This is a genomic window from Cupriavidus sp. C1SS-2L, assembly GCF_057073735.1.
The window spans coordinates 1837783-1860160 of record NZ_CP172709.1 but is presented as its reverse complement, the minus strand read 5'-3'; the positions used below and the strand labels follow the sequence as shown (position 1 = coordinate 1860160).

The 22378-nt window shown below is 63.7% G+C and carries 22 protein-coding genes; 5 read left to right on the top strand and 17 right to left on the bottom strand.

The window, feature by feature from the left end:
* Positions 1-62: 62 nt before the first annotated feature.
* From ACIGJG_RS26260 to ACIGJG_RS26225, 8 genes are all read right to left on the bottom strand, one after another.
* The gene (locus ACIGJG_RS26260; RefSeq protein WP_483673306.1) at positions 63-869 is read right to left on the bottom strand and encodes an IclR family transcriptional regulator; all 807 of its coding nucleotides are present in this window, start codon (positions 867-869) and stop codon (positions 63-65) included.
* 25 nt (positions 870-894) lie between these two features.
* Complete coding sequence (locus tag ACIGJG_RS26255; RefSeq protein ID WP_140948915.1) at positions 895-3033, bottom strand: acetate--CoA ligase family protein; 2139 nt, start codon at positions 3031-3033, stop codon at positions 895-897.
* A 6-nt stretch (positions 3034-3039) separates the two neighbouring features.
* A complete protein-coding gene (locus ACIGJG_RS26250; protein ID WP_483673305.1) occupies positions 3040-3852 on the bottom strand; it encodes an enoyl-CoA hydratase/isomerase family protein in 813 nt (270 codons plus the stop codon).
* A gap of 31 nt (positions 3853-3883) precedes the next feature.
* Positions 3884-4846, bottom strand: coding sequence for a tripartite tricarboxylate transporter substrate binding protein (locus ACIGJG_RS26245; protein WP_483674045.1), 963 nt, complete (start codon positions 4844-4846; stop codon positions 3884-3886).
* Between the two features lie 522 nt (positions 4847-5368).
* Complete coding sequence (locus tag ACIGJG_RS26240; RefSeq protein WP_011300715.1) at positions 5369-5605, bottom strand: thioredoxin family protein; 237 nt, start codon at positions 5603-5605, stop codon at positions 5369-5371.
* A gap of 9 nt (positions 5606-5614) precedes the next feature.
* Positions 5615-6652, bottom strand: coding sequence for a permease (locus ACIGJG_RS26235; protein WP_011300716.1), 1038 nt, complete (start codon positions 6650-6652; stop codon positions 5615-5617).
* 529 nt (positions 6653-7181) lie between these two features.
* Positions 7182-7691 carry a hypothetical protein gene (locus ACIGJG_RS26230; RefSeq protein ID WP_011300717.1) on the bottom strand — a complete coding sequence of 170 codons (510 nt, stop codon included), beginning with the start codon at positions 7689-7691 and terminating at the stop codon, positions 7182-7184.
* A 5-nt stretch (positions 7692-7696) separates the two neighbouring features.
* The gene (locus tag ACIGJG_RS26225) at positions 7697-7879 is read right to left on the bottom strand and encodes a hypothetical protein (RefSeq protein ID WP_483673303.1); all 183 of its coding nucleotides are present in this window, start codon (positions 7877-7879) and stop codon (positions 7697-7699) included.
* A 3-nt stretch (positions 7880-7882) separates the two neighbouring features.
* Here ACIGJG_RS26225 and ACIGJG_RS26220 point away from each other — a divergent pair, with 3 nt between their 5' ends.
* Complete coding sequence (locus tag ACIGJG_RS26220) at positions 7883-9058, top strand: response regulator (RefSeq protein WP_483673302.1); 1176 nt, start codon at positions 7883-7885, stop codon at positions 9056-9058.
* Between the two features lie 150 nt (positions 9059-9208).
* On the opposite strand, the gene argC is transcribed toward ACIGJG_RS26220, so the two are convergent.
* Positions 9209-10138, bottom strand: coding sequence for an N-acetyl-gamma-glutamyl-phosphate reductase (gene argC, locus ACIGJG_RS26215; protein ID WP_011300719.1), 930 nt, complete (start codon positions 10136-10138; stop codon positions 9209-9211).
* Positions 10139-10285: 147 nt separating this feature from the next.
* Here argC and ACIGJG_RS26210 point away from each other — a divergent pair, with 147 nt between their 5' ends.
* From ACIGJG_RS26210 to ACIGJG_RS26200, 3 genes are all read left to right on the top strand, one after another.
* Positions 10286-11170, top strand: a complete 885-nt coding sequence (locus tag ACIGJG_RS26210) for a LysR family transcriptional regulator (protein WP_483673301.1) — start codon at positions 10286-10288, stop codon at positions 11168-11170.
* A 121-nt stretch (positions 11171-11291) separates the two neighbouring features.
* Entirely contained in the window at positions 11292-11762 is a 471-nt protein-coding gene (locus ACIGJG_RS26205; protein ID WP_041680241.1) for a hypothetical protein, read from the top strand.
* Positions 11763-11961: 199 nt separating this feature from the next.
* On the top strand, positions 11962-12906 hold the full coding sequence (locus tag ACIGJG_RS26200; protein WP_483673300.1) for a histone deacetylase family protein: 945 nt from the start codon (positions 11962-11964) through the stop codon (positions 12904-12906).
* 13 nt (positions 12907-12919) lie between these two features.
* On the opposite strand, the gene ACIGJG_RS26195 is transcribed toward ACIGJG_RS26200, so the two are convergent.
* Positions 12920-14230, bottom strand: a complete 1311-nt coding sequence (locus tag ACIGJG_RS26195; protein ID WP_140948922.1) for a TAXI family TRAP transporter solute-binding subunit — start codon at positions 14228-14230, stop codon at positions 12920-12922.
* Between the two features lie 268 nt (positions 14231-14498).
* On the opposite strand from ACIGJG_RS26195, the gene ACIGJG_RS26190 reads away from it, so the two are divergent.
* On the top strand, positions 14499-15509 hold the full coding sequence (locus ACIGJG_RS26190) for a CAP domain-containing protein (RefSeq protein WP_140948923.1): 1011 nt from the start codon (positions 14499-14501) through the stop codon (positions 15507-15509).
* 79 nt (positions 15510-15588) lie between these two features.
* On the opposite strand, the gene ACIGJG_RS26185 is transcribed toward ACIGJG_RS26190, so the two are convergent.
* The 7 genes from ACIGJG_RS26185 to ACIGJG_RS26155 form a co-directional block, all read right to left on the bottom strand.
* Positions 15589-16554, bottom strand: coding sequence for a lysylphosphatidylglycerol synthase domain-containing protein (locus ACIGJG_RS26185; RefSeq protein WP_011300724.1), 966 nt, complete (start codon positions 16552-16554; stop codon positions 15589-15591).
* On the bottom strand, positions 16551-17804 hold the full coding sequence (gene clsB / locus ACIGJG_RS26180; RefSeq protein ID WP_011300725.1) for a cardiolipin synthase ClsB: 1254 nt from the start codon (positions 17802-17804) through the stop codon (positions 16551-16553). Before clsB ends, ACIGJG_RS26185 begins: the two co-directional genes overlap by 4 nt.
* A gap of 228 nt (positions 17805-18032) precedes the next feature.
* Complete coding sequence (locus ACIGJG_RS26175) at positions 18033-19001, bottom strand: Bug family tripartite tricarboxylate transporter substrate binding protein (protein WP_011300726.1); 969 nt, start codon at positions 18999-19001, stop codon at positions 18033-18035.
* Between the two features lie 185 nt (positions 19002-19186).
* A complete protein-coding gene (locus ACIGJG_RS26170; RefSeq protein ID WP_140948926.1) occupies positions 19187-19366 on the bottom strand; it encodes a hypothetical protein in 180 nt (59 codons plus the stop codon).
* Between the two features lie 177 nt (positions 19367-19543).
* Entirely contained in the window at positions 19544-20542 is a 999-nt protein-coding gene (locus ACIGJG_RS26165; protein ID WP_011300727.1) for a Bug family tripartite tricarboxylate transporter substrate binding protein, read from the bottom strand.
* A 61-nt stretch (positions 20543-20603) separates the two neighbouring features.
* Positions 20604-21452 carry an amidohydrolase family protein gene (locus ACIGJG_RS26160; protein ID WP_140948927.1) on the bottom strand — a complete coding sequence of 283 codons (849 nt, stop codon included), beginning with the start codon at positions 21450-21452 and terminating at the stop codon, positions 20604-20606.
* Positions 21449-22372 carry an SMP-30/gluconolactonase/LRE family protein gene (locus ACIGJG_RS26155; RefSeq protein WP_011300729.1) on the bottom strand — a complete coding sequence of 308 codons (924 nt, stop codon included), beginning with the start codon at positions 22370-22372 and terminating at the stop codon, positions 21449-21451. Before ACIGJG_RS26155 ends, ACIGJG_RS26160 begins: the two co-directional genes overlap by 4 nt.
* Between the last annotated feature and the right edge of the window lie 6 nt (positions 22373-22378).

Here is a 22378-nt window from a genome sequence, read left to right as displayed (position 1 = left end):
CGGTGGCGCATCTGGACACAAAAGCCTGCGTCTCGCCCGTTCGGTTGTGACGTCGGACAGCTTCAGACAGACGGCGGCTGCGCCGCAAGAAATTCTGAACCGATATCGCAGGACAGGCGCATCAGCAACGGCGCCAGTCGGGCGGCGGCTTCCGCGGCCGGCAACTTGGTCGACAGGCTGACGTTGAGGGCGTGAACCGGATGCGATCCAGGCTGTAGCGGGGTGGAGACCGCCACGACCTCAGGTTGCCAACTGGCGGCACACCATCCGTGCCGCTGGACATGTGCAATGGCATGCCGGATTTCCGCTTCAACCGTTCGCCAGTGGGCGAAGCGTGTCGAGAAGGCCGCCATCAGGCCAGCGCGTTCAGCTTCGGTTGCTACGGCCAGCCAGGCGCGTCCAAGGGAAGTGAGGGCTATCGGCACACGCTGACCCGCCACGACGCTGCGCAGGGACGCCTTGCGGCTGTAGCGGATCGATTCAAGGTAGACCATCTCGTCGCGGTCGGCCATCGCCAGGCCAACGTTCAGGTGTTCGCTTTCCGCAAGCTTACGCATGAACGGGGCCGCGACCTGCAGTACAGCGGAGCCCCCGCGCATCGCATGCGCGAGACTAAGCACGGGGACGCCGAGACGGTAGGCACGCAGTCCCGCGTCGTACTGGAGGAAGCCGGTCTCCACCAGGCTCTGCGTGAGTCGGCTTACCGTCGAGCGCGGCAGGCCGGTCCGTTCGGCGAGTTCGCTGTTTCCCAGGATTTCGGAACCCGGCCGGAACGCCCGCAGGATCTCGAGGCCGCGCTCAAGCGAGCGATTGGCCTGCAGGTTGGCCGGACGGCCACGTGCCCGGCGACTTGCATCTTGCGGATCCACCGTGCCGTCTCCCGCGGGCTTGTTGTCATTGGCTGCCGATCACCGCCACGCCGTCCGCCGCGCGCACGCCCTGGCCCGCGGGCAGCACGAAGATGGGGTTGATCTCCGCCTCCGCCAGCCGGGTGCCCATTGCCGCAGCCATGGCCGAGAACGCTACGATAGCATCCGCGAGCGCCGCCACATCGGCCTTTGGCCGTCCGCGGAACCCGTCAAGCAGCGGCCAGGTCTTGAGGTCGTGAATCATGGCCAGCGCCTCGTCACGCGCGAGCCCGCCCGTGGCGGGGAGCAGCCGCATGGTCGTGTCCTGGAACAGTTCCGCCGTGACGCCGCCCATGCCCAGGAGGATCGCGGTGCCGAGCGCATCGCGGTGCATGCCCAGAATCAGTTCAACGCCACCATTGACCATTTCCTGGACCAGGAAGCGTTCGGCGGCATGGCCTGTATGACGCTGCACGTCCTCGCGCATCTTCTCCAGTCGCCTGCCGATCTCCGCTGGCGCGACGCCTACCGCCACGCCGCCCACGTCACTCTTGTGCGTAATGGTGGAAGAGAGCAACTTCAGGACAACCTGTCCGCCCAGGTTCCGGGCGGCCGCTTCTGCCTGTACAGCGCCGCCGACTTCTTGTTCGCGTACGCCCGGTACGCCGAAACGGGCGAAGAGTTGCTTCGCCGCTGCCTCGTCCATTGGCCCCGGGAGCAGGTCCGTGGTGTCTATGAACTCAGCTTCCGGCGTTGGAGCATCATCGTTGCGCACGAGTCGCTGGACCGACAGCATGGCGCCGAACGCCACCGCGCAGCTTTCGGGCGCGCTGAACGCGGGTACGCCGCGCTGGTTCAACACGGCCGCGGCCTCTGGAGCATGGGGACTGACGTAGGCCAGCACGGGCTTGTCGCTCTCTGGCAGGCAGTCGGTAATGGCATCAGCCATCAGGTGTGGCATCGCCAGCCCGGACGAGCCGACGATAACCGCCACGGCGTCATAGGCAGGACTGGCGAGCAGGATGCGGATTGCACTGCGCAGCAGGTCTGGCTGCAGGCCGGCGAGCGTCACGTCGATGGGATTACGATCCAGCGCCGCGTGGTCGCCCTTCTGCAAGGCGCGCAACTGTTGCGCGGTAGCGGTGTCTGGCGGTGGCGTTTCGAAGCCGGAGACACCGAGGCTGTCGGACACGAGCGTGCCGGCTCCGCCAGTAGAAGTGAGCACGGCAATCCGCTTGCCGTTCAGACGGCGGCCGGTCGCGAGCGCGGCAGGAATGTCGATCAGATCCGAGAAAGCTTGTGCGCGGATGATGCCCACCTGTGCGAACAAGGCGTCGTACATGCGGTCGGCGCCCGCCATGGCGCCCGTATGCGAGACGGCGGCCCGGGCGCCGGCTTCGGAACGGCCGATCTTGAACGCGACGACTGGCTTCCCGGCCCTTGCTGCTTTCAGTGCCGCCGCACGGAACTTGTCGGGATGCCGCACGCTTTCCACGTACAGCGCGATGACGCGGGTGGCGGGATCGTCCGCCAGGTAGTCGATGAAATCCGATAAATCGAGATCTGCCTCGTTGCTGGTGGAGACCAGCTTGGACAAGCCCACGCCGCGAGCCGCGGCACGCGACAACACCGCGCCCAGGATGCCGCCGCTCTGCGATACCACGCCAATGCCGCCGGCCGGAAACTTATCCATCTCCAGCGCGCCGCTTGCCGAGAGCGGGATGCTCTCGGTGACATTGACCAGCCCGATCGTGTTCGGCCCAAGCAGGCGCATCTTGCCGGCGGCCTCCACGAGTTCGGCCTGCCTGCGCGCGCCTTCCGCGCCGGTCTCCGTATAGCCGCTTGCCAGCACGATTGCCGCCCCTGTGCCTCGCGCCGCAAGTTCGCGTACCGCGTGGTGCGCACGTTCGGCGCCGAGAAGGACAATGCCCACGTCGGGGACTTCGGGAAGCGAGCTGATATCCGGATAGCAGCGCACGCCTGCAATCGCATCCACCTTGGGATTGACCGGATAGATGGCACCGGAATAGCCGTGGCGCAACAGGTAGGAAACCGGCCGTCCGGCTGTCTTGGCGGGATCGGCCGACGCGCCGATCACCGCCACGCTTCGTGGCGTGAAGAGGCGCGAGATCGCCTCGGCATTCGGGCGCGTGGCAGCCGGCGAAAACTGATGGGATGTCGTCATGATGTCTTAGCCCTTCGCCGCTGCGTTTGGAGTGGCTGTCTTCGCAAGGAAGGCGAGCACGGATTCGCGATGCTCGGCGCTCGTGTAGCAAATGCCTTGGGCCTGGCTGCCCTGCGCGAACACTTGATCCGCGGTGAGCTCGAAGGTCTGGTTCAGGATCGTCTTGCCCAGCGCCAGCGCCGTGGCCGAGCCCTGCGACAACTCCGCCGCCCACGCGACCGCTTCGGACACCAGCGCTTCCGGCGACGTGCTCAGCCGGTCTGCGATGCCCAGGGTCAGCGCTTCATCGGCCTCTACCTTGCGGCCGCTGAAGATCAGCCCCTTGGCGATAGACAGTCCGGTTCGGCGCGGCAAGAAGTACATGCCGCCGCCATCCGGAATCAGCCCGCGATGGATGTAGGACCAGGCAAAGCTGGCCGATGCGGAGGCCATCACGAAGTCGCAGGCCATGGCCAGGTCGGCGCCGAGTCCGTTGGCGCTGCCATTGACCGCCGCGATGACCGGCTTGGGCATATCGTGCAGCAGCGCCACCGAGTGGTGCACGCGCTGCTGGCGCGTCCAGCCGTTGAAGCCGACTTCGCCAGCCGGCGCATCCATGCGCCGCTGCATGCCCGCTACGTCCCCGCCGGCGCAGAAGCCTTTGCCGTTGCCGGTCAGCACGAGCGCGCAGATTTCGCGGCTGGCGGCGATGGACTCCAGCGCATGGATGAGCTCAGTGCGCATGTCGTCGCTGATGGCGTTGCGCTTTTCAGGACGGTTCAGCGTCAGGACTGCGATGCCTTCACGGTCTTCGAGATGGATCAGTTGGTATTCGCTCATGATGGGTGCCTGGATGATGTTGCGGAGGATGTCAGTTGAGGGTGATGTGGGCGTCCTTGACGACCTTGCTCCAGCGCGCCTGCTCTCCGAGCACGTAGCGGGCGAGATCTTCAGGCGTTCCGGGCGAGACGATCAGACCCTCCGACGCTACGCGTTTGCGGAATGCATCAGCCGTCACAGCCTTTCGGGCCGCGGCGTTCAAGCGGGCGATCACGGGCGCGGGCGTACCGGCCGGGACGAACAGCCCATACCAGCTCTCCGCGACGTATTCCGGTACGCCGGCCTCGGCGATGGTCGGCACCTGCGCTAGGTCGGCGCTGGTAGAGCGTTGAGACGTGGTTACCCCGAGCGCACGCAGCTTGCCCGATTCGAGCAGGTTGCCCACAGCCGACGCCGTCGCAAACATCATGTCCACCTGCCCGCCGAGGAGATCGGTGATGGCAGGGCCGGCCCCCTTGTACGGGATGTGGTTGAGGTCGATCCTGGCCAGGCTTTTGAACAACTCGCCAGCCAGATGCGCTGATGTGCCGGGGCCCTGGGATGCGAACGAGAGCTGCCCCGGCTTTACGCGGGCAGCATTGATGATGTCCCGCACTGACTTGTACGGACTGTCGGCCCGCACGACGAGCACATTGGGCGACCGGCCGATCAGCATGACTGGCGCGAAGGCCTTGTCGGTCTGGTAAGGCAGCTTCGGCTGCAAACTAGGGTTGACGGCATGCGCGAACGTCGCCATGACCAGCGTGTAGCCGTCTGGGGGAGCCTTGGCGACGTTATCCGTACCGATGATGGTTCCGCCGCCGGGTCGATTGTCGATGACCACAGGTTGGCCAAGGTCCTGGCCCATCGCGACGCCCATGGCGCGCGAGATCAGGTCCGTGCCGCCGCCCGGGGAAAACGGCACGACGATGCGAATGGGCTTGTCGGGATATGCGGCCTGCGCCGGCGGCGCTGCGATACCCGCCAGCATTGCGAGTAGCGCAAAGAGCGCCATCAGCTTGCGGACGGCACATAGTGGGAAGCTTGCCACGGTGGTCTCCTGTCGTCTGAGTCGCCGGCACGATGTGCCGGCTGCAGAAACAGGTTAAGCGCGGTGCGTCAAAAGGTCTGCAGTGCAATTCCACGCTATGGAATTGATGTTTACTGGTCGACGAGCTCCGTTTCGACGTTCGCGTGCGGTTCCGAGGGCTGGTCAGGCGGCTTTGGCAGCAGTGGGAGTCTGACCGAGCACATGGTGTGCCGTTTGTCCGGACGCAAGCGCGCCGCACCGAAGGCGGCCCACGCCAGCAGTAGGCCGCCGACATCGCTGAGGTTATGGCCAGCATCTGCGAGAAACGCAAGAGATAGCTTGCCAGCCATAGAACGCCTCAGTGAGCGCGAAGCCAACGTTCAAACAAGGGCCTATGGTGGATTCCCGCTTGCGCTTTGGGCTGACAGGTCTGCCGGCACTCGCGGGCCCAGTTTTCAGCCCCCCTCACTTGTCTCGCCATGCCCTTGGCAATGGGGAATGATGCCGTCAAGACGATAGCCACTCCTCGACGTTATCACGGGTGGGGATGCCGCCGGCGTGCACCACCTTGCCGTCGACAACCACGCCCGGGGTGCGCATGATGCCGTAGCTCACGATGTCGCGCATTTCCTCCACCTTCTGGATACTGATGGCAATGCCATTGTCCAGCGCCACCTGCTCGATCAGTGCGATGGTGTTCCTGCAGTTGGCGCAGCCGCTGCCCAGTACCTTGATGTCTTTCATACGGCCTCCTTACAGCGCCCAGTTGAATATGTAGCCTACCAGCAGGATGCCAGTGGCGACGACACCCAGGAAAATGGCGATCAGGCGCACCTTCAGTACCTTGCGCAGGATGACGACCTCGGGGAGCGACAGCCCGATCACGCTCATCATGAAGGCTAGCACCGTCCCCAGTGCCGCGCCCTTCGCCAGAAGCGCCTGGACGATCGGAATGACCCCGGCGGCATTGGTGTACATCGGTACGCCGATCATGACCGCCATCGGCACGGCCCACCAGGCGTCCTTGCCCATGATCGAGGCCATGAAATCCTCCGGCACATAGCCATGGATGCCCGCGCCAATGGCAATGCCGGCGAGAATATAAGGCCAGACCTTGCCGACGATCTGGCGCACGCTCCGCATGCCCGCTGCGATGCGATCGCTAAGATCGACACCGGTTGCTTCGAAATGCGCGGCGGCTCTCGGCATGTCGCGCACCCAGTCTTCAAGATACGCCTCCATCCCGAGCCGTCCGATGATCCAGCCTGCAGCCACGGCGATCGTCAGCCCCAAGGCGAGATACAGCAGCGCTATTTTCCAACCAAATAGCCCGAACAGCAGGGTGAGCGCTACCTCGTTGACCATGGGCGCGGCAATCAGGAAAGAGAAGGTTACGCCCAACGGCACGCCGGCTTGCACGAAACCGATGAAGAGCGGTACCGCCGAGCACGAGCAAAATGGCGTGACCACGCCGAGGCTGGCCGCCATCGCGTTGGCCACGCCTTCGCGACGCCCTGCCAGCAATGCGCGCGTGCGCTCTGGCGTGAAGTAGCTGTTAATCATGCCCATCCCGAACACGATGCCAGTCAGCAGAAGCAAGACTTTCGGTGTGTCATACAAAAAAAACTGCAGTGCGCCGCCAAGGCGGCTGTCGCGCGCCACCGGCAATGCCTCCACCAATGCTTCGGACAGGGGCAGAAGGGATTGGTACAGCGCCCACCAGATTGCTGCGGCAGCCACGAGGAAGAGTCGCGGGCCTCGTTGTGGCAAACGCATCACAAATTCATTCATGATTCGGACTCCGTGAGTCGCTCTCGTGGGTGAACCAGCTTGCACTTGCTCGCGATAGCCCAGCAGCTCAACAACTCAACGCCGTGCACAACCACGGCCATACCTGGCAACTGTTAGCGTGGGATGAAGACGGGCTGGGCAGCCAAAATGAACGGACACCGTTGCTGCACCAGCTCCGCCAAGTCCCTACTTCCGAGCTCGGAATCCAGCGCATCCGACAACACCTCGCGATCCAGGTTTGCAGCGCCGTGCGATCTGAAACCGGATGGGCGTCGGCGAGGTGGCTATTCATTGTCGACCTTGATACTAGGGGCCCGTGCCACATGCAGCGAAGGCGCTGGCGATTCCACGGATGCGAATGCGCCTGCCGTCCTCGCGTGCTTTAATGAGGAACATGCCATCGCAAGCAAGCTTATCTCCCCAGCGCGCGTGGATACATGGCCAATAACAAAAGGATAGAAGGGCCGTCGAGACGGCCATTGATACAGGTCAACCTGCAGAAACGGACAGGTGGCGCACGAACTCCGACCTAGGGCTCGCGATGGCCGTGCGCCCCGTGTTCGGAGCGCTGAGCGGCAAACCAAGCATGGATCGCCGCAATCACCGCAGGGGCGGTGCTGGTAAAGGTCAAGCTCGCCCCGGCCGGGATACTCCTGTATTCGACATGAAGCTTGTCGCCCGCGCCGGCCAGTTCGGCCAGTCCAGCCATGTCATGACCGTGGATTCTTGCAGGATCAGAGAAGTCCCCCCGACCGAAACGTTTTGCCTCGGTTGCCAGATGCGAGCGAATGAGCGCGATCTGCTCGGTGTCGTTTTTGGCGTTTGCCGTGATCGTCTCAATCCCCCCGCTCACGGTATCGTCAAAAAAATGCGTGGTCCGCTCCAGATCAAACGGCATCACCGCCGCGCCGCGGTGGGCGACTTCAGTCTGGCGCGAGTGCATGTCGTGTTGCAACATCGCGTCGCCCGGTTGCGCCGCAAAGGCAATCGATATGCCGCAAATTAGTGGGCCCGCCGCGCCTATCAATGTTCTTTTCATTGCGTTCAATCCGTGTGACTGCCAATTCCGGGGCCAGAAACCGCCCCCGGTCCGTGATGGTCGGGCAGGGTGATGCCTTTTTCCTTGGGGCGCTTCTGCACCTCGAAGAGTGTCGTTTTTGCCACTTTTTGACGATCCTCGGGCGTCTTGGCATTGCGCATCGTAAGGCTCTCGCCCTGCCAGGTCATGTATTGATTGTCGATGATGATGCGGAGACCCGCAGGCTGCTGCGCGAGTATCTGCAAAAGCAGGGCTATCGCGCGACGGCCGTAGCCGATGGTCGCGCCTTGCGTGCCGCCCTCGGTACGGCGCGCCCGGATCTCATCGTCCTCGATCTGATGCTGGCTGGGAAGGATGGCCTGGAACTATGCCGCGACCTGCGCACCCGTTCCAATTTGCCGATCATCATGCTTACTGCGCGCGACGAGGAGACCGACCGCGTGGTCGGACTGGAGATGGGCGCCGACGACTACGTTGTGAAGCCCTTCAATCCGCGCGAATTACTCGCCCGGATCAAAAGCGTACTGAGACGCGCCCGCTCGCTACCTGATAACCTGGAGCCCGAAGCAGCCGCGTGGTTCAAGTTCAGCGGGTGGGTGCTCGATGCCGCAACCCGCAACCTCACCTCCGACCGCGCACCCATGCCCGAGGACGGACCACTGGAGGTCGCGCGCGCGGCACACGCTTTCAATACCATGCAAGCGAGCCTGAGCCGCTACCTTCGAGAGCGCAGTGCTACGCTTGCGGCGATGTCGCATGACTTGAAGACGCCGATCACCCGCTTGCGCCTGCGCGCCGAACTGCTTGACGACGGAGAGCTGAAACAAAAGATCTCCCAGGACTTGCATGACATGGAGTCGATGGTGCAGGCCACGCTCGCGTTCATGCGCGGAGGGGACAGCGCGGAACCAATCCAGCCCCTTGACGTGACGGCATTGCTCGAGAGCCTGCAGGCCGATGCGGAAGAGGTCGGTGCGCACGTTTCAATCGAAGGAAGCACCGACAGGCCATATCCTGGCCGCCCGCAAGCGCTCAAGCGCTGCCTTAGCAACCTTGTGGATAACGCATGCAAGTATGGAAATCGCGCAGAAATCCTGGTCGAGGACGACGAGAGGCAACTCGTAATACGCGTTCTGGATCAGGGGCCCGGCATTTCCGAGGCGCAGCTCGAGCGCGTGTTTGAGCCTTTCTATCGCATTGAGAGATCCCGCAGCCGCGATACCGGAGGCACCGGATTAGGCCTGACGATCGCCCGAGCGATCGCTCAAATTCACGGCGGCACATTGGTACTGCACAACTTGAAACGCGGAGGCCTGGAGGCAATGTTGACGCTTCCGAGGCCAGCAACTGTAATCGACGATCGCTGATCCCGCGAGAATCCCATCGGTGACATATCCGCGGGGCTCTTGCACTGGAGGGGAAAGTGGAAGGGCCGTTGAGGGTCGGAAACCCGAAGTTTGCGACCGCCGCCGCATCGGCGCCTCGCGGACAACCGACCTTTAGCTCAGCCATCGCCACTATTGCCGCCTGAGCATCAGGTCCAAGTTCTGAACCGCGGCGCCGGACGCACCTTTGCCAAGGTTGTCGAACACCGCCGACAGCAGCACGTGCCCATGCTCCCCGTTGGAAAACACGCTCAGGTGCATGTCGTTTGTACCGTTCAGCACTTGCGGATCCAGGTGCTTTAAATCGCGCGATTCGTGCAACGGCAGGACATGTACATGGGCCGCCCCGGCATAGTGGCGCGCGAGACATGCGTGGAGCGTGGCGCCATCCACATCGAGGGCCAGCAGCCGCAACGCGATAGGCACCGTCAGCACGATGCCCTGGCGGAACGCACCATACGCGGGAACGAAGATGGGACGCTCCGCGAGCCCGGCGTGCTGCTGGATTTCCGGGGGGTGCTTGTGCGCGAGCCCCAGGCCATACATCTGGAATGCCGGCGGGCTGACGGCATCCTGCCCCTCATATTCCTCCACGCCGGCACGGCCGCGGCCGGAGTAGCCGGACACCGCATGGATGCTGAGCGGATAGTTGGCCGGGACAAGCCCGGCCTGCACCAGCGGACGCAATAGGCCAACCGCACCAGTCGGATAGCAGCCGGGATTGGTGACCCGTCGTGCGTTCGCGATGCGTGCGGCCTGTTCCGGTGCCATTTCCGGAAAACCATATGTCCAGTCTGGATGCGTGCGGTGGGCAGAGCTTGCATCGATCACCCTGACGGCGGGATTGACGATGGCGTTCACCGCCTCGCGCGCGGCGGCATCGGGCAAGCAAAGGATAGCGATGTCGCAGGCATTGATTGCATCCGCACGACGCCGTGGGTCCTTGCGTTCCGAGGCGGCAAGCGTGAATAGGCGGAGGTCGGTCCGGCCGCGCAGCCGTTCGTGGATTTGCAACCCGGTGGTGCCTTGGTCGCCGTCGATGAAAACGAGGGGAGAGTTCATGACAGGAATACTCCGGTGACTGAAGGAATAACACGTCGAAGGACGTAGAAGGACGTCGACGGAGCCCCAATCTTCCATCGACCGCTAAAATAGGGAAAGTTGAATTTCACAACCTTGACGTTCAGTTTTCCTGAATCGGGAGCCGACATGCGAGAGATCAGCCTGGACCGCCTGCGCACGCTGGTCGCCATTGCCGACCATGGCTCATTCGCCGGGGCGGCGCGCGCCTTGCACCTTGCGCCGCCCACGGTCAGCCTCCACATCGCGGAACTGGAACACCGCATCGGTGCGCCGCTGCTGTCGCGAAAACGCGGACAGGTAAGGCCGTCGGCGATCGGAGAGGTGCTGTTGGAGCGCGGGCGCCGGCTGCTGGCCGATGCCGAGCAGGCGCTGGACGATATACAGCGACAGGTGGAAGGGCTCGAAGGGCGCGCCCGGCTCGGCGCGTCGACTGGCGCGATCGCGCACCTGCTGCCGCAGGCGCTGGAGGTGCTGCGCCAGCAGCATCCCGGCATCGACATTCAGATCGCGGTCCTGACTTCGCAGGAAACACTGTCACGGCTGGCGGACGGTACGCTCGATATCGGGCTGGTGGCATTGCCTCAGCCGCCAGTAGCCGGACTGGTGATCAAGCCCTGGCGCCGCGACCCCGTGATGGCCTTCGTGCCGGGACATTGGCGGTGCCCGGCCCGCGTCACGCCGGAATGGCTCGCCGCCCAGCCGTTGATTCTCAATGACGCGACCACGCGCCTCTCGCGTCAGACTGCGGAGTGGTTCGCGGCCGCGGGACACCATCCTGCCCCACGCATTCAGCTCAACTACAACGACGCGATCAAGAGCCTCGTCGCAGCGGGTTACGGCGCCGCGCTGTTGCCCCACGAGGCCACCACGCCATTGCCGGACAAGCGCATCGTCATGCGTCCACTGCGCCCTGCACTATGGCGTCGGCTCGGCATCGCGCATCGTGCGGGGTACGTTGAACGCTCCACCCAACACGTTCTGGATGTGCTGTGGGGTCTGCGGTTGGTGTAATCGTTGCCAGTCCCTGCTTCGGTGCACACGCGCCCCGCGCAGGCGCCAGAGTTGCCAGCGCTTGACATCGGGGCCGGTACAAGCTTTGCTTGCGATAGGAAGTGGCTCTCCAGTTATCGCCATGTCCCTGCAGACGCCCCCTTCATCTTTTGCCCCCACCTGGGCCCTCCACTGCACACGCTTTCGCGGGCAGACGCCACCGCGCGCCTGCCTGTACCTGCTTGCTGATCTGCGCCGGGGCGTCGCGCTGTCAGCCATGCTGGCCGAGCAGCCTCTGGGCCGAGCCTTGGCCTCGTGGCTGGAAGCGGCGGCAATCGGCAGGGTCGCGCCTCAGGCGATGCAGTCGACCGACCTTCCCTCGGAGCAGGACCGGCAAGCGCTTTATGCGTGGATTGCGGCACACGACGTTGTCCTGGAGCCGCAGAATCCATGGGGACGTTCCTGGAAACCTGTCGATCAACTCTTGCACTCCGCGTGGGAAAGCCTCGGTCTGGCGCCGGGCGCATTCGGCGAGGTGCCCACCTGGGCCGGCGCGCAGCAAAGGCTGGACCTCTGGTTTCGCGAACATTGTCAGCACGTCAGTGGGACGTGACTCCGCGAGCGGGCGACACTGGCCGCGGTAGGTCCTGAGCGGTCTCTCCTGCGTCGTCTCGCAATCTGTTGGTTACCGGGCTGCTCCGGCCCACAACTCCTGATATATTACATATCTGATGAGATTGCCGTGACGATCGACGTAGCACGCAATGCGCGATTCAAAGAACGCCACCGGTTGAAACGGAGACCAGCCGAACATGACGCCCACAATCATCTATACCCACACCGCGTGTCTCGAACACCGCCCCGGACCGCACCACCCGGAATCGCCTGAACGCCTGAAAGCCGTCGTGGAGGCGTTGCGAACGCCGGAATTCGCATCTCTGGAATGGCGCGATGCGCCGATGGGGACCGTCGAACAGTTGCAATTGATCCACGATACGGACTACATCGACGAGATCGCACAACGCGCGCCCACACACGGATACGTGCCGCTGGACGCGGGGGATACGGTCATGTCGCCAGGGTCGTGGGAAGCCGTGATGCGCTGCGTCGGCGCGGCTTGCGCGGGTGTCGATACCGTGATGAACGGCGACGCGCGTAACGTGTTCTGCGCGACGCGGCCGTGCGGCCATCACGCTGAACCGGCGAAGGCAATGGGATTTTGCATTTTCAACCAGGCGGCGATCGCCGCGGCTTACGCCTGTGAGGTCCACAAACTCGAGCGCGTTGCCGTGGTTGATTTCGACGTGCATCACGGCAATGGAACCCAGGCAGCGTTCTTCAACCGCCCGGAACTGTTCTACGCATCCACCCACCAGTCGCCGTTCTATCCGGGCACCGGAGCGCGGTCCGAGACAGGGGTGAACCACAATATCGTCAACGTTCCGTTGCCTCGCGGCTGCGAGTCAGCGCAGTTCCGTGCGGCGATTTCCGCTCTCGTGCTTCCTTCGCTAAGAGCGTTCGCCCCCGACCTCCTCATTATCTCGGCGGGATTCGATGCGCACCGCCTGGATCCCCTCGCTGGCATGAACCTGGAGGACAGCGACTTCCATTGGATCACCCGGGAACTGATGCAAATTGCCGACGAGGCGTGCAACGGCCGCATCGTATCGATTCTGGAAGGCGGCTATAGCCTGGACGCCTTGGCCACGAGTTCGATGGCGCATGTCGGCGCACTGATGCAGGACGCTGGCATCTAGTCCGTGCTGAAGTTCAAGCGGCCGAGGAGTTCTTGATTTTCCCGGCCGCGTGGGAAATCCGGTCCCTGACGACACCAATCGCCTGCTTGAGTGCGTAGACCTCCTGGAAGTAGCGCTGCGGCAGCCGTATCTGGCTGGCGTGCGCATCGATATTCTCGATCTCGTCGCGCCATTGCGCCACCTGTTCCGCGGTCGGCTCGCCGGCTCTCCAGATTTCATCTTCCAGCGCCTTGATCTCCTGGTACCAGACGATCAGCCGGTTCTTGTACTGCGCCCGGATCATGCGCGGCAATGCCTGCAGCAAGCCGAGCAGCAAAGCCATGAAAGGCAGCAGGATCAGCAGGCGCCGTTCGATGAAGCTGGCGAGCCAGAATGGCAGATAGCGCTGCAGAAAGGGCCGTCCGGACTTGAAGTAGCGCATGCTCTCGTCCGAGATCGGGAACTCGCTCGTATTCAGGTTGGGGAACGTGCCCAGCCGCGTGAAGTAGTCCTCCCCGCCATGCACAGACCGCGCAGCCTCCAGCAGCAGGTAGACCAGGGCGGGATGAAGGGTGTCCTTCGACACCAGCAGGGCCGTCGCGGCCAGCAGCGTGACATCCGCCTGCGGAAGGTCCTTGGCGATGCTGGTCGATGCGCGCGGGAATGTGAGCTTGGACAGCGAAGGGAACCGCTGTACCAGCGCGTCGGCCTGGGCGAAATTCATCAGCTTCAGGTCGCTGTTCAGCAGCTTTTGCTGCATGTCGGCATCCGGCCTGCCGATAAAAAAGGCGGCGTCAAGCCGGCCATCGCGCAGGCCTTGATAAGCCTGGCCGGCGTCCATTTCCAGCAGTGTGCTGTTGTTCGCGTTGACGCCACTGTGGCTGAGCAAAACGCGCGAGACATTCAGCAGGCCGCTGCCAGGTACGCCGATCGAAATCCGCTTGCCGCTCAGTTGTGCGAGCCGGTCGATCGTGGCCTTGCCGCGATAGAACACCCAGATCGGTTCGTATGAAACGGCAGCGATGGTTTGCAGGTGGTCGGTTTCCTTCGGGGTCGTGGTGCCCGACTGGATGAAGCCGACGTCGAATTCGCTGTTCGGATCCGTCAGCCTTGCATAGTTCTCGACCGATCCGGCGGAGTTGCGGATATCGAGCGTGATGCCGTCACGTTTGAGCAGAGGCGCATAGCGATCGGCAAAGCCGCGGTAGATGCCCTTGTCCGCGCCAGTCGTGATCACGATGGTGCGCTGGATGGCGGGTTCGACGACGACTGCCACACCCCAGGCCAGCGCGGCGACCAGCAGGATCGCGCCGGTGATGACAAGGCGCCGGCGCATCGGTGTCATGGGCGCCTTATGGCTGCGTCGGAGCGCTGGGTTGGGCCTGGGCATTCTTGCCTCTCTTGTCAGGTTGGTCTCTGGGGCACACGGCCGGGGCGCAATACGATATCAGATTGTCCTGTCGTGAACATGGCCAGGGATCCGACGTACCGGCCGGGCGCAAATCGTGTGCACGAATCTCCGTCATCTCGCGTTATGGCTCGGGGGAGCGGCTCCCCAGGATCCGGCGCCGCCCTGAACCCCGCGTGTACAGACCTATAACAACCCGAAGAACGTGAGAAAGAGCCATTTCGCAGTCGCCGCGACATTTGTCCTTGTCGCGGTCTGCGCCCGCATTGACAACGTCGTTGCCGCCCCTTCGACGATCGCCGCAAACCTGCCACACAGACCCACCGTCAGTAACGAGTTTTCTCCTTCCGCGCCGACCACCGGCACGCACAAATCGACTTACTTCCGAACCGATCCCCGGCTCGAATTCTTCAACGCGCTCAATGCCCTGCGCCTCGCAATCGGCGTAGGTGCATTGCGGCAAGACCCTGCACTGGACGCGGCGGCCGAGAACCACCTGGAGTACATGAAGCTCAATGCGGCGATGAGCCACACGGAGATCCCGGGAAATCCCGGCTTCACCAGCCCCGACCCGTACCGTCAGGTACTTGCCGTGGGCGGCTCGCACAAGCAATGGGTCGGACAGAACGCCTACAACGGCGACATCGGCCGCTGCCTGGCGTCGATGGCGAACTCGGTTTACCACCTGCAGGGGATTACCAGCAACCAGGAGACTATCGGTCTCGCGATGCGTGACAATTACTGCGTGGCGAACTTCGGCATAGTGACCGCGGACGGCACTGGCGGCTATGGCCTGGCCCAATGGGGCGGCCAGCAATTGTCCCCCGGCACTGGCGCCCATTACCCGGCCAACAATGCCAGCGTCCACGGCGTGTTCGTTCCGGCGGAAGAGATCCCGAATCCGGCGCCCGATCTGGCCACCGCCGGTCCACCCATCATGTTCCGGGTCAACGTGGAAAGGCCGTCCGACGTACTGACGGTTTCAGACTTCACCCTCACGGGGCCAGGCGGCTATGCCGTGCCGGCTCGTATCCTGGTGCCGGCAGAATCCAAGGCGGGTTCGGTTGCTTCGGCTATCGCGGACGCGAGCCTGTATCGAGGCGTAGTTTTCCTGCTCCCCACACAACCCATCGCTCCCGGCACATACAAGGCGACCTTCGCAGGTGCGCGAAATGGGGTGGCAATCCACCAGTCCTGGCGCTTTACGGCGTATTGAGGACCTGTACCGCGCCCCGGGGCCGGGACGCATCAGCCGTTGCCACCAACGATGATCCACTGGGCACCAACTCCCTTTGCTAGCGAGCCGGCGCGGGTGCACCGCGCAACTCCATCCACGCGTACATCGACGACGCGACCACCATCGGCAGCAGGTAATAGAGCGCCCGGTAAGCGATCAAGGCAGCGACCACGACATGTTCCGGGGCGACTGGCCGCAACAGCACCACGAACACGGTTTCCAGCACGCCAATGCCAGCCGGAATATGGGCGAGCGCGCCCGCGACCGCGCCGACCAGCAAGGCGGCAAGGCATTGCCACAGCGTCACCTCCTTTGGCAGCAGCAGGTTGATGATGCTGGCGAGCACGATCCAGTTCGTGACGGACAACGCGGTCTGCAGCAATGCAAAGCGGATGCCCGGCAGCCGGAACACGCGCTTTTTGAACCGGATGCTGCGCGTCTTTGCCTTGGCACAGGCCAGCCAGTAGAGCAGCCCACAAGCCAGCATCAGGACACCAAGGGCGCGGAGCATCCACGGTGTGACACCCCACTCCTTCGGCAACACGGGCGGCACCGCCGCGAGCACGCCGCCAGCCAGGAGCATGTAGCCGGTCCAGTTCGTGATGATGGCAATGGTGTAGATGCCGGCCACTTGTGACCCGCTGACATTGGCACGCGAATAGAGCCGCAGTCGCATGCCCAGGCCGCCCACCATCGCGCCAACGTTGAGGTTGAAGATGTACGCGATGAACGCGATCAGCATGACGCGCGGCGTGGACAGGTGATGCCCCGTGTAGTGGCGCCCGAGGATGTCGAACGAGGCGTGCAGCGAGAAGCTGACACAGGCCAGCGCCATGACCGGCAGCAGCGTGGCCGCGTTGTAGCGCTGCAGGCCCTGCCATACCTGCGGCCAGTCGACGCCCCGCAGGCTGTGATAGATCAGGTAAACGACCAGCGCCGCGAATAAGATGCCGCTCACGCGTTTGATGGTCGACCAGCGGATGCCGCGTCGAAACGCACGGCGCAGAGCGGTAGTGCTTGTCATGAGCCATCCCGTTGAACGTTGTGCACGGCCATGTCTGCCGGCGGCGCAACGCCGGCCGCCGGAATCTCCGGCGACACCAGCCGGGGCGTATGGGCCGGCAGCCATCCGGCCCAGGCGGGAAACTTGCGCAGGAAGTGGAAGATCAGCGGCGTGGCGATGCCATGCCACCACGCGCCCTGTCCGCGCTCGACGGCGGATATCTCCGTGCAACTGCGGACCATCAGGTCGCGCAGGGTGTCCTTTAGCGTGGCGACGAACGCGCCATCGCGAATCACGAGATTGGCTTCGAGGTTCAGCGACAGGCTCAGGGGATCGAGATTGCTCGATCCCACCGTGGCCCAGTCATCGTCCACCACGGCCACCTTGCTATGGTTGGGACGCTCGCAGTACTCGAAAATCCGCACACCCGATTCACGCAAGTGGGCGTACAACATGTCGACGGTGCGCTTGACCCACACCATGTCCGGCCTGCCTTGCAAGATCAGCCTCACATCGACGCCGCGCTGCGCCGCGGCGCAGATCGCCTGCAGCAGGCGATAGCCGGGCAGGAAGTACGCATTGGCAATGACGATCTCGCGCCGCGCCGCGCGGATCGCCATCAGGTAGTGCCGCTCGATGTCGCTCCGATGTGCCCGGTTGTCCCGTGTCACAAGCAAGGCGGCACCTGGCAAGTCAGCGTCAAAAGCCGCGTTGCCGCGCGCCGCCGGACGCCGCCAGCGCATGGCCTGTGGCCATTTGGCCCCGGCGCCAATCGCTTCCAGCATGAACCTGTGGATGGCTTCTGCAGCGGGCCCTTGTACCTCCACCGCGTAGTCCTGTTTGGCGATGGGGCTTGCTTGGACAAGATGATCGACGCACAGGTTGATCCCGCCGACGAACGCGACGGATGCGTCGATGGCCACCAGCTTGCGGTGCAACCGTCGGAAGAGATTGGCACGTTTGCCCAATAGCCGGCGGCCCGGCGAGAACATGCGCACCGCAACGCCTGCCTGCGTCAACCTCACCATATAGTCGGCAGACAGATCGGCCGATCCGAAACCATCGACGGTCAGCGCTACCTGCACGCCCCGTCGCGCTGCGGCGGCCAGCGCTTCGGCGAGCCGGCAACCGACGTCATCCTCGGCCAGGATGAACGTTTCCAGCAGCACACTGGTATGCGCGGCGTTCAGGGCCGCAATCAGCCTGGGGAAGTATTCCTCCCCGTTCTCCAGTAAGCGAAACCGGTTGCCCGTCGTCCATCCGTGGTCCATTTCCGGCAACTAGCAGGATTGGTGCCATTCGCGCATGTCGACGTCACGGGTGGCGAATCCGGCGTCGCCGCCGCCGCCCGGGCGTGCCCATGGTCAGCCTACGGCACTCGCGGAGCGCGATGTTGGATGTCAGAAGGTCGACATCATGTAGAAAGTGCAGGTGGAGCGCGGTGCAGTCCGCGCGCCCCACCCACCGTCCATCTTCAACGCCGCAGGTCAAGTTCCCGATCAGTCCAGCTTCGCGCCGGATGCCTTGACGATCGGAGACCATCGGCCAATTTCGCTTCTGATCAGCGAAGCAAACTGTTCGGGCGTGCCGCCGAGCACGGTAGCGCCCTGCTCGCTCAGCTTCTTCTTCAGTTCGGGCGACTGCAGCACCTTGTTGATTTCAGCGTTGAGCCTGGTGACGATCGGCTGCGGGATGCCTGCGGGTCCGACGAAGCCAAACCACGTGACCGACTCGAAGCCCTTGTAGCCGGACTCGGCCACCGTCGGAACCTGTGGCAGATCGGTGGTGCGCTGCGCCGAGGTCACGGCGATGGCGCGCAGTCGTCCGCTCCTGATCTGCCCGAGCAGCGTCGGGATCGACGCCGCATACAGCTGCACCTGGCCGCCGATCAGGTCCGTGGTCGCCTGCGAAGCGCCCTTGTACGGAACATGCGTGAATTTGACATTGGCGGTCTTCTGCAGCAGTTCGATGGTCAGGTGGGCCACCGTCCCGTTGCCGGGCGACGCAAAATTCAGCGAGCCCGGCTTTGCCTTGCTCGCCGCCATGATGTCCTGCAGCGTCTTGTAGGGTGAATCGGCGCCCACCACGATCACCAGCGGTGCGCTCGCCACCAGCGAAATCGGCGTCAGGTCCTTCACCGAGTCGTACGGCATCCTGGCGTACAGCGTCGGATTGACGGAAAGATTGCTGGTCTGGCCGAGTGCCAGCGTGTAGCCGTCCGCCGGCGCCTTGGCCGCTGCATCCACGCCTAGGTTTCCGCCCGAGCCGGGCTTGTTTTCGATGACGATGTTCCAGCCCTGGGTGACCGACACCCGGTTCGACACCTCCCGCGCAATGACGTCGGTGCCGCCGCCGGCCGGAAACGGCACGTACACGCGGATCGGCTTGGCGGGATAAGTCTGGGCAAAAGCAGTGAGCGCGAAAAGGCTTGCGGCCACGGCCCATAGGCCGCGTCGAATGAACTGCATGTCTGTCTCCTGTGTCTTTGTGAAAGAGGAATCTGCGTCGTCGTTGCGTGGCATTCAGTCCGGGTGCGCAGCCGTAACGCGCCACGCGGTGCGGCGAACACTGCAATCTTCTGTGGGCGAATTTCATGCGCCTCGCTGAACCGCATGCCGCGGTCTCAGCGATGCAATGGATCGGGCTTGACAGCTCAGGGCTTGTGCTGCGGCGCGTTTCGGCTGATCCACAGCAGCGATGCGCTGCCGACCAGCGTCAGCGCCACAATCGGCAGCAACGCCAGGCCGTAGCTGCCAGTCGATGCCTTAATGAGACCTATCAGCGAAACCATGCCGCCGTCAATCAGGTTCGACGACGCGTTGCGATACGCCATGAAATCTTGCTGATCGTCGTGCTGGCTTCCAGGTCCTGCTCTTTGTGATCGGTGACTGCGGAGTACAACATCTTGCTTCCAGTGGTTATGCAAACCCGTGCGGGCGTGTGGGGCGATCCGCGGATGGCTCCGCTGCGAAACTGGCCCCAGGTGTCAGGCTGATGCCGCAGTCATGGCTCAGTCCAGCAGGATGCCGGCGGCCTTGCCGACGCGCGCCCACTTCGCGGTATCCGCCTTCTGGATCTCGGTCAGGCGCTCCGGCGGTCCGCCAGCAATCCTGATGCCCAGTTTGGCGAGTTGCTGCCTGACCTCGGGATCCTGCAGCGCGCGGTTGATCTCGGCATTCAGGCGCTGCACGATGGCGGCCGGAGTGCCGGCCGGCACATAGACGCCTTGCCATTGCTCCGCCTCGAAGTTCGGAACGCCCGCTTCCGCCATGGTCGGAACGTTGGGCAGCGTCGGAACACGTGCCGCCGTCGCCACGGCAAGCGCGCGCAGCTTGCCTGCCTGAACGTGCGGCAGGATTGGTGCGGTCGGGGCAAACATGAAGTCGACATGGCCTGCCATGACGTCCTGGATCGCCGGCACATCGCCCTTGTACGGCACGTGCGTCATCCGCACACCCTGCTGTTGCTGCAACAGCTCTGCCGACATCTGCAGGATGGTGCCGTTGCCACCCGACGCGTACGAAATGGCGCCGGGCTTCTTCTTTGCCGCTGCCAGCAGATCCTTGACGCTCTGATAGGCACTGTTCGGCCCGACGATCAGCACGCTAGGGATCGTTCCATACAAGGCAACCGGCGTGAAGGATTTGACCGCGTCGTAGGGCAGCTTCGGATTCAGCGCCGGGTTGATCGCATGCGACGCGGTCGATGCGCCGAGCAGCGTATAACCGTCAGGAGCCGAGCGTGCGACATAGGCGGAACCGATTGCACCCGTTGCGCCGGGCCGGTTCTCGACCACAATGGTCGTGTGCAGGGCTTGGCCGACCTTCTGGGCAATCAGGCGCGCAAGAATATCCGTCGTCCCGCCAGCGGGATACGGCACGACATAGTTGATAACCTTATTCGGCCAGTCCGACTGGGCATGTGCGCCGATTGTCACGAACGACGATGCCAGCGCCATGACGGCGCCGAGCCTGTGCGCACGCCCTTTCGAAAGGATCCTCTTGAGCATGTAGTCTCCGGTGTCTGTCTGATGTTTTTTGAGGCCCCCGTCAATCGGTGAGGGGACTTGCTTATTTCAATGCCTGGAACCCATACAGGTTCTGAGGATTGCGCACGAGCACTTGTTCCGCGAGGCTGCCCGACTGGCACCAGCCCAGGAAGGTGTCGAGCAGGCCTGCGTCGTCGACGGCGTTGCCCTTCGCCCGTTGCGTGGGGTGTGGCCAATCGGAGCCCCACAGCGTGCGTTCCGGCGCGAGCGCCAGGTAACGCTGCGCCAGCGGCCGCATGTCCGCGTAGTGTGGCGCGCCCTCCAGCGACTCGATGTACGGTCCGGACAGCTTGACCCATGCCTTGCCGGAATCCAACAGGCTGGCAATCACGCGGATTGCCGCCTCTGTCTCCGGCGTGCCCGGCGGCAAGTGTCCGTAGTGATCGAAGACGATCGGGACCGGCAGGCGTTCGAGCATGCCCGCGATCTCCGGAAGCCAGGCGGGTGGCACATTGAGCTGCGCATGCCAGCCCATTGGCGCAATCCGCTCGGCAAGTTGCGGCAGTTCATCCAGTGTCACCGGTGCAGGCAGCGTCAGGTTCAGCCTGATACCGCGGATGCCGGCCTGGTGCAGGCTCTCGAGCCCGGCATCGGTCACCGTGCCGTCCACCACGGCAACGCCGCGAGCGTTCTCACCAAACTCGGCAATCGCGTCCACCGTGCTCGCGTTGTCGACCCCGTAGGTCGACGGCGTCACGACGATCACACGCTGCGTCCCAAGGTCTTGCTGAACGCGGCGGTAATCGGCCACCGAAGCGTCTGCCGGGCGCAACGTGGCCCCCGGTGTAATCGGGTAACGGCTGCCATACACGTGCATGTGGCAGTCGCAAGCGCCGACGAATTCGATGACGGAACCGCTTGCGGAAGTCATGCCCGGCGCCCTTCGTGGACCGGAGCGCCGGGCTCAGACATCTCTGCACAAAGAATCGTGCCCGTCGTCGACTCCGTGATGAACAGGGTTTTCCTTTCGGCACCGCCAAAGCACAGGTTCGTCAGCGACGTGCCGGCTTGCCCGCGGATGACCTCTACCGGTTCCGCCCGATGATTCAGGACCCAGACGTAAGCCAGTCCCGGATTGGCGACCAGCAGGCAGCCGTCCGAACGCATGGCCAGACCATCGGGACCGCTGGGCCCATACGATGTAAAGAACTGTCCCACCTTGCTCACTGAGCCATCGGCCTGCAGCGGTACGCGCCATACACAGTTGCCGCGCGTCATGGCGACGAACAACACGCGCTCATCGGGCGACAGCACGAGGCCGTTCGGGCTCGGAGCGTTGGAGAGCAGCAGGTCCAGCTTGCCCTCAGGGCTCAGCCTATATACGCGCCCGGTCGGGTCATGCATGCCGGTCTGGCCCTGGTCGGTAAAGTACAAATTGCCGTTGGAATCGAAGGTCAGGTCGTTGACGCCGCGGAAGCGCTCCGAATTTCTGCGCTCCAGGAACGGCGTGACCTTGCCCGTGCTGGCGTCAAGGTGCATCAGGCCGAGGCGATAATCGGTGATCAGGAAATCCCCGCTGGCCATGCGCTTCATGCCATTTGGCTCACCGTCATACTCGGCCACGACTTCCCACTCGCCTTGCAGCGATACGCGAAAGATCCGGCCGAAAGGTATGTCCGTCACCCACAGGTGGTCATCGGCCCATACCGGCCCTTCCAGAAACGAATCCGTCCGCAGATCCGGGCGGTTGGCGCGGACCCATGCGTTATCGCTACCTTGCCGACGGAGTGATTCCGGCAGCTTCGTGAAGACGCTGGCATCGCGAACGGTTGGTTGCTGGAGAAGAAACATCATCCG

Bases quoted from the DNA above. Each gene is read 5' to 3' on its own strand.
- ACIGJG_RS26185 (WP_011300724.1), bottom strand. From the start codon at position 16,554: ATGACAAGCACTACCGCTCTGCGCCGTGCGTTTCGACGCGGCATCCGC.
- ACIGJG_RS26230 (WP_011300717.1), bottom strand. From the start codon at position 7,691: ATGAAAAGAACATTGATAGGCGCGGCGGGCCCACTAATTTGCGGCATA.
- ACIGJG_RS26250 (WP_483673305.1), bottom strand. From the start codon at position 3,852: ATGAGCGAATACCAACTGATCCATCTCGAAGACCGTGAAGGCATCGCA.
- ACIGJG_RS26155 (WP_011300729.1), bottom strand. From the start codon at position 22,372: ATGTTTCTTCTCCAGCAACCAACCGTTCGCGATGCCAGCGTCTTCACG.
- ACIGJG_RS26200 (WP_483673300.1), top strand. From the start codon at position 11,962: ATGACGCCCACAATCATCTATACCCACACCGCGTGTCTCGAACACCGC.
- argC (WP_011300719.1), bottom strand. From the start codon at position 10,138: ATGAACTCTCCCCTCGTTTTCATCGACGGCGACCAAGGCACCACCGGG.
- ACIGJG_RS26205 (WP_041680241.1), top strand. From the start codon at position 11,292: ATGTCCCTGCAGACGCCCCCTTCATCTTTTGCCCCCACCTGGGCCCTC.
- clsB (WP_011300725.1), bottom strand. From the start codon at position 17,804: ATGGACCACGGATGGACGACGGGCAACCGGTTTCGCTTACTGGAGAAC.
- ACIGJG_RS26225 (WP_483673303.1), bottom strand. From the start codon at position 7,879: ATGACCTGGCAGGGCGAGAGCCTTACGATGCGCAATGCCAAGACGCCC.
- ACIGJG_RS26235 (WP_011300716.1), bottom strand. From the start codon at position 6,652: ATGAATGAATTTGTGATGCGTTTGCCACAACGAGGCCCGCGACTCTTC.
- ACIGJG_RS26170 (WP_140948926.1), bottom strand. From the start codon at position 19,366: ATGGCGTATCGCAACGCGTCGTCGAACCTGATTGACGGCGGCATGGTT.
- ACIGJG_RS26240 (WP_011300715.1), bottom strand. From the start codon at position 5,605: ATGAAAGACATCAAGGTACTGGGCAGCGGCTGCGCCAACTGCAGGAAC.
- ACIGJG_RS26210 (WP_483673301.1), top strand. From the start codon at position 10,286: ATGCGAGAGATCAGCCTGGACCGCCTGCGCACGCTGGTCGCCATTGCC.
- ACIGJG_RS26245 (WP_483674045.1), bottom strand. From the start codon at position 4,846: ATGGCGCTCTTTGCGCTACTCGCAATGCTGGCGGGTATCGCAGCGCCG.
- ACIGJG_RS26195 (WP_140948922.1), bottom strand. From the start codon at position 14,230: ATGACACCGATGCGCCGGCGCCTTGTCATCACCGGCGCGATCCTGCTG.
- ACIGJG_RS26165 (WP_011300727.1), bottom strand. From the start codon at position 20,542: ATGCTCAAGAGGATCCTTTCGAAAGGGCGTGCGCACAGGCTCGGCGCC.
- ACIGJG_RS26175 (WP_011300726.1), bottom strand. From the start codon at position 19,001: ATGCAGTTCATTCGACGCGGCCTATGGGCCGTGGCCGCAAGCCTTTTC.
- ACIGJG_RS26160 (WP_140948927.1), bottom strand. From the start codon at position 21,452: ATGACTTCCGCAAGCGGTTCCGTCATCGAATTCGTCGGCGCTTGCGAC.
- ACIGJG_RS26255 (WP_140948915.1), bottom strand. From the start codon at position 3,033: ATGACGACATCCCATCAGTTTTCGCCGGCTGCCACGCGCCCGAATGCC.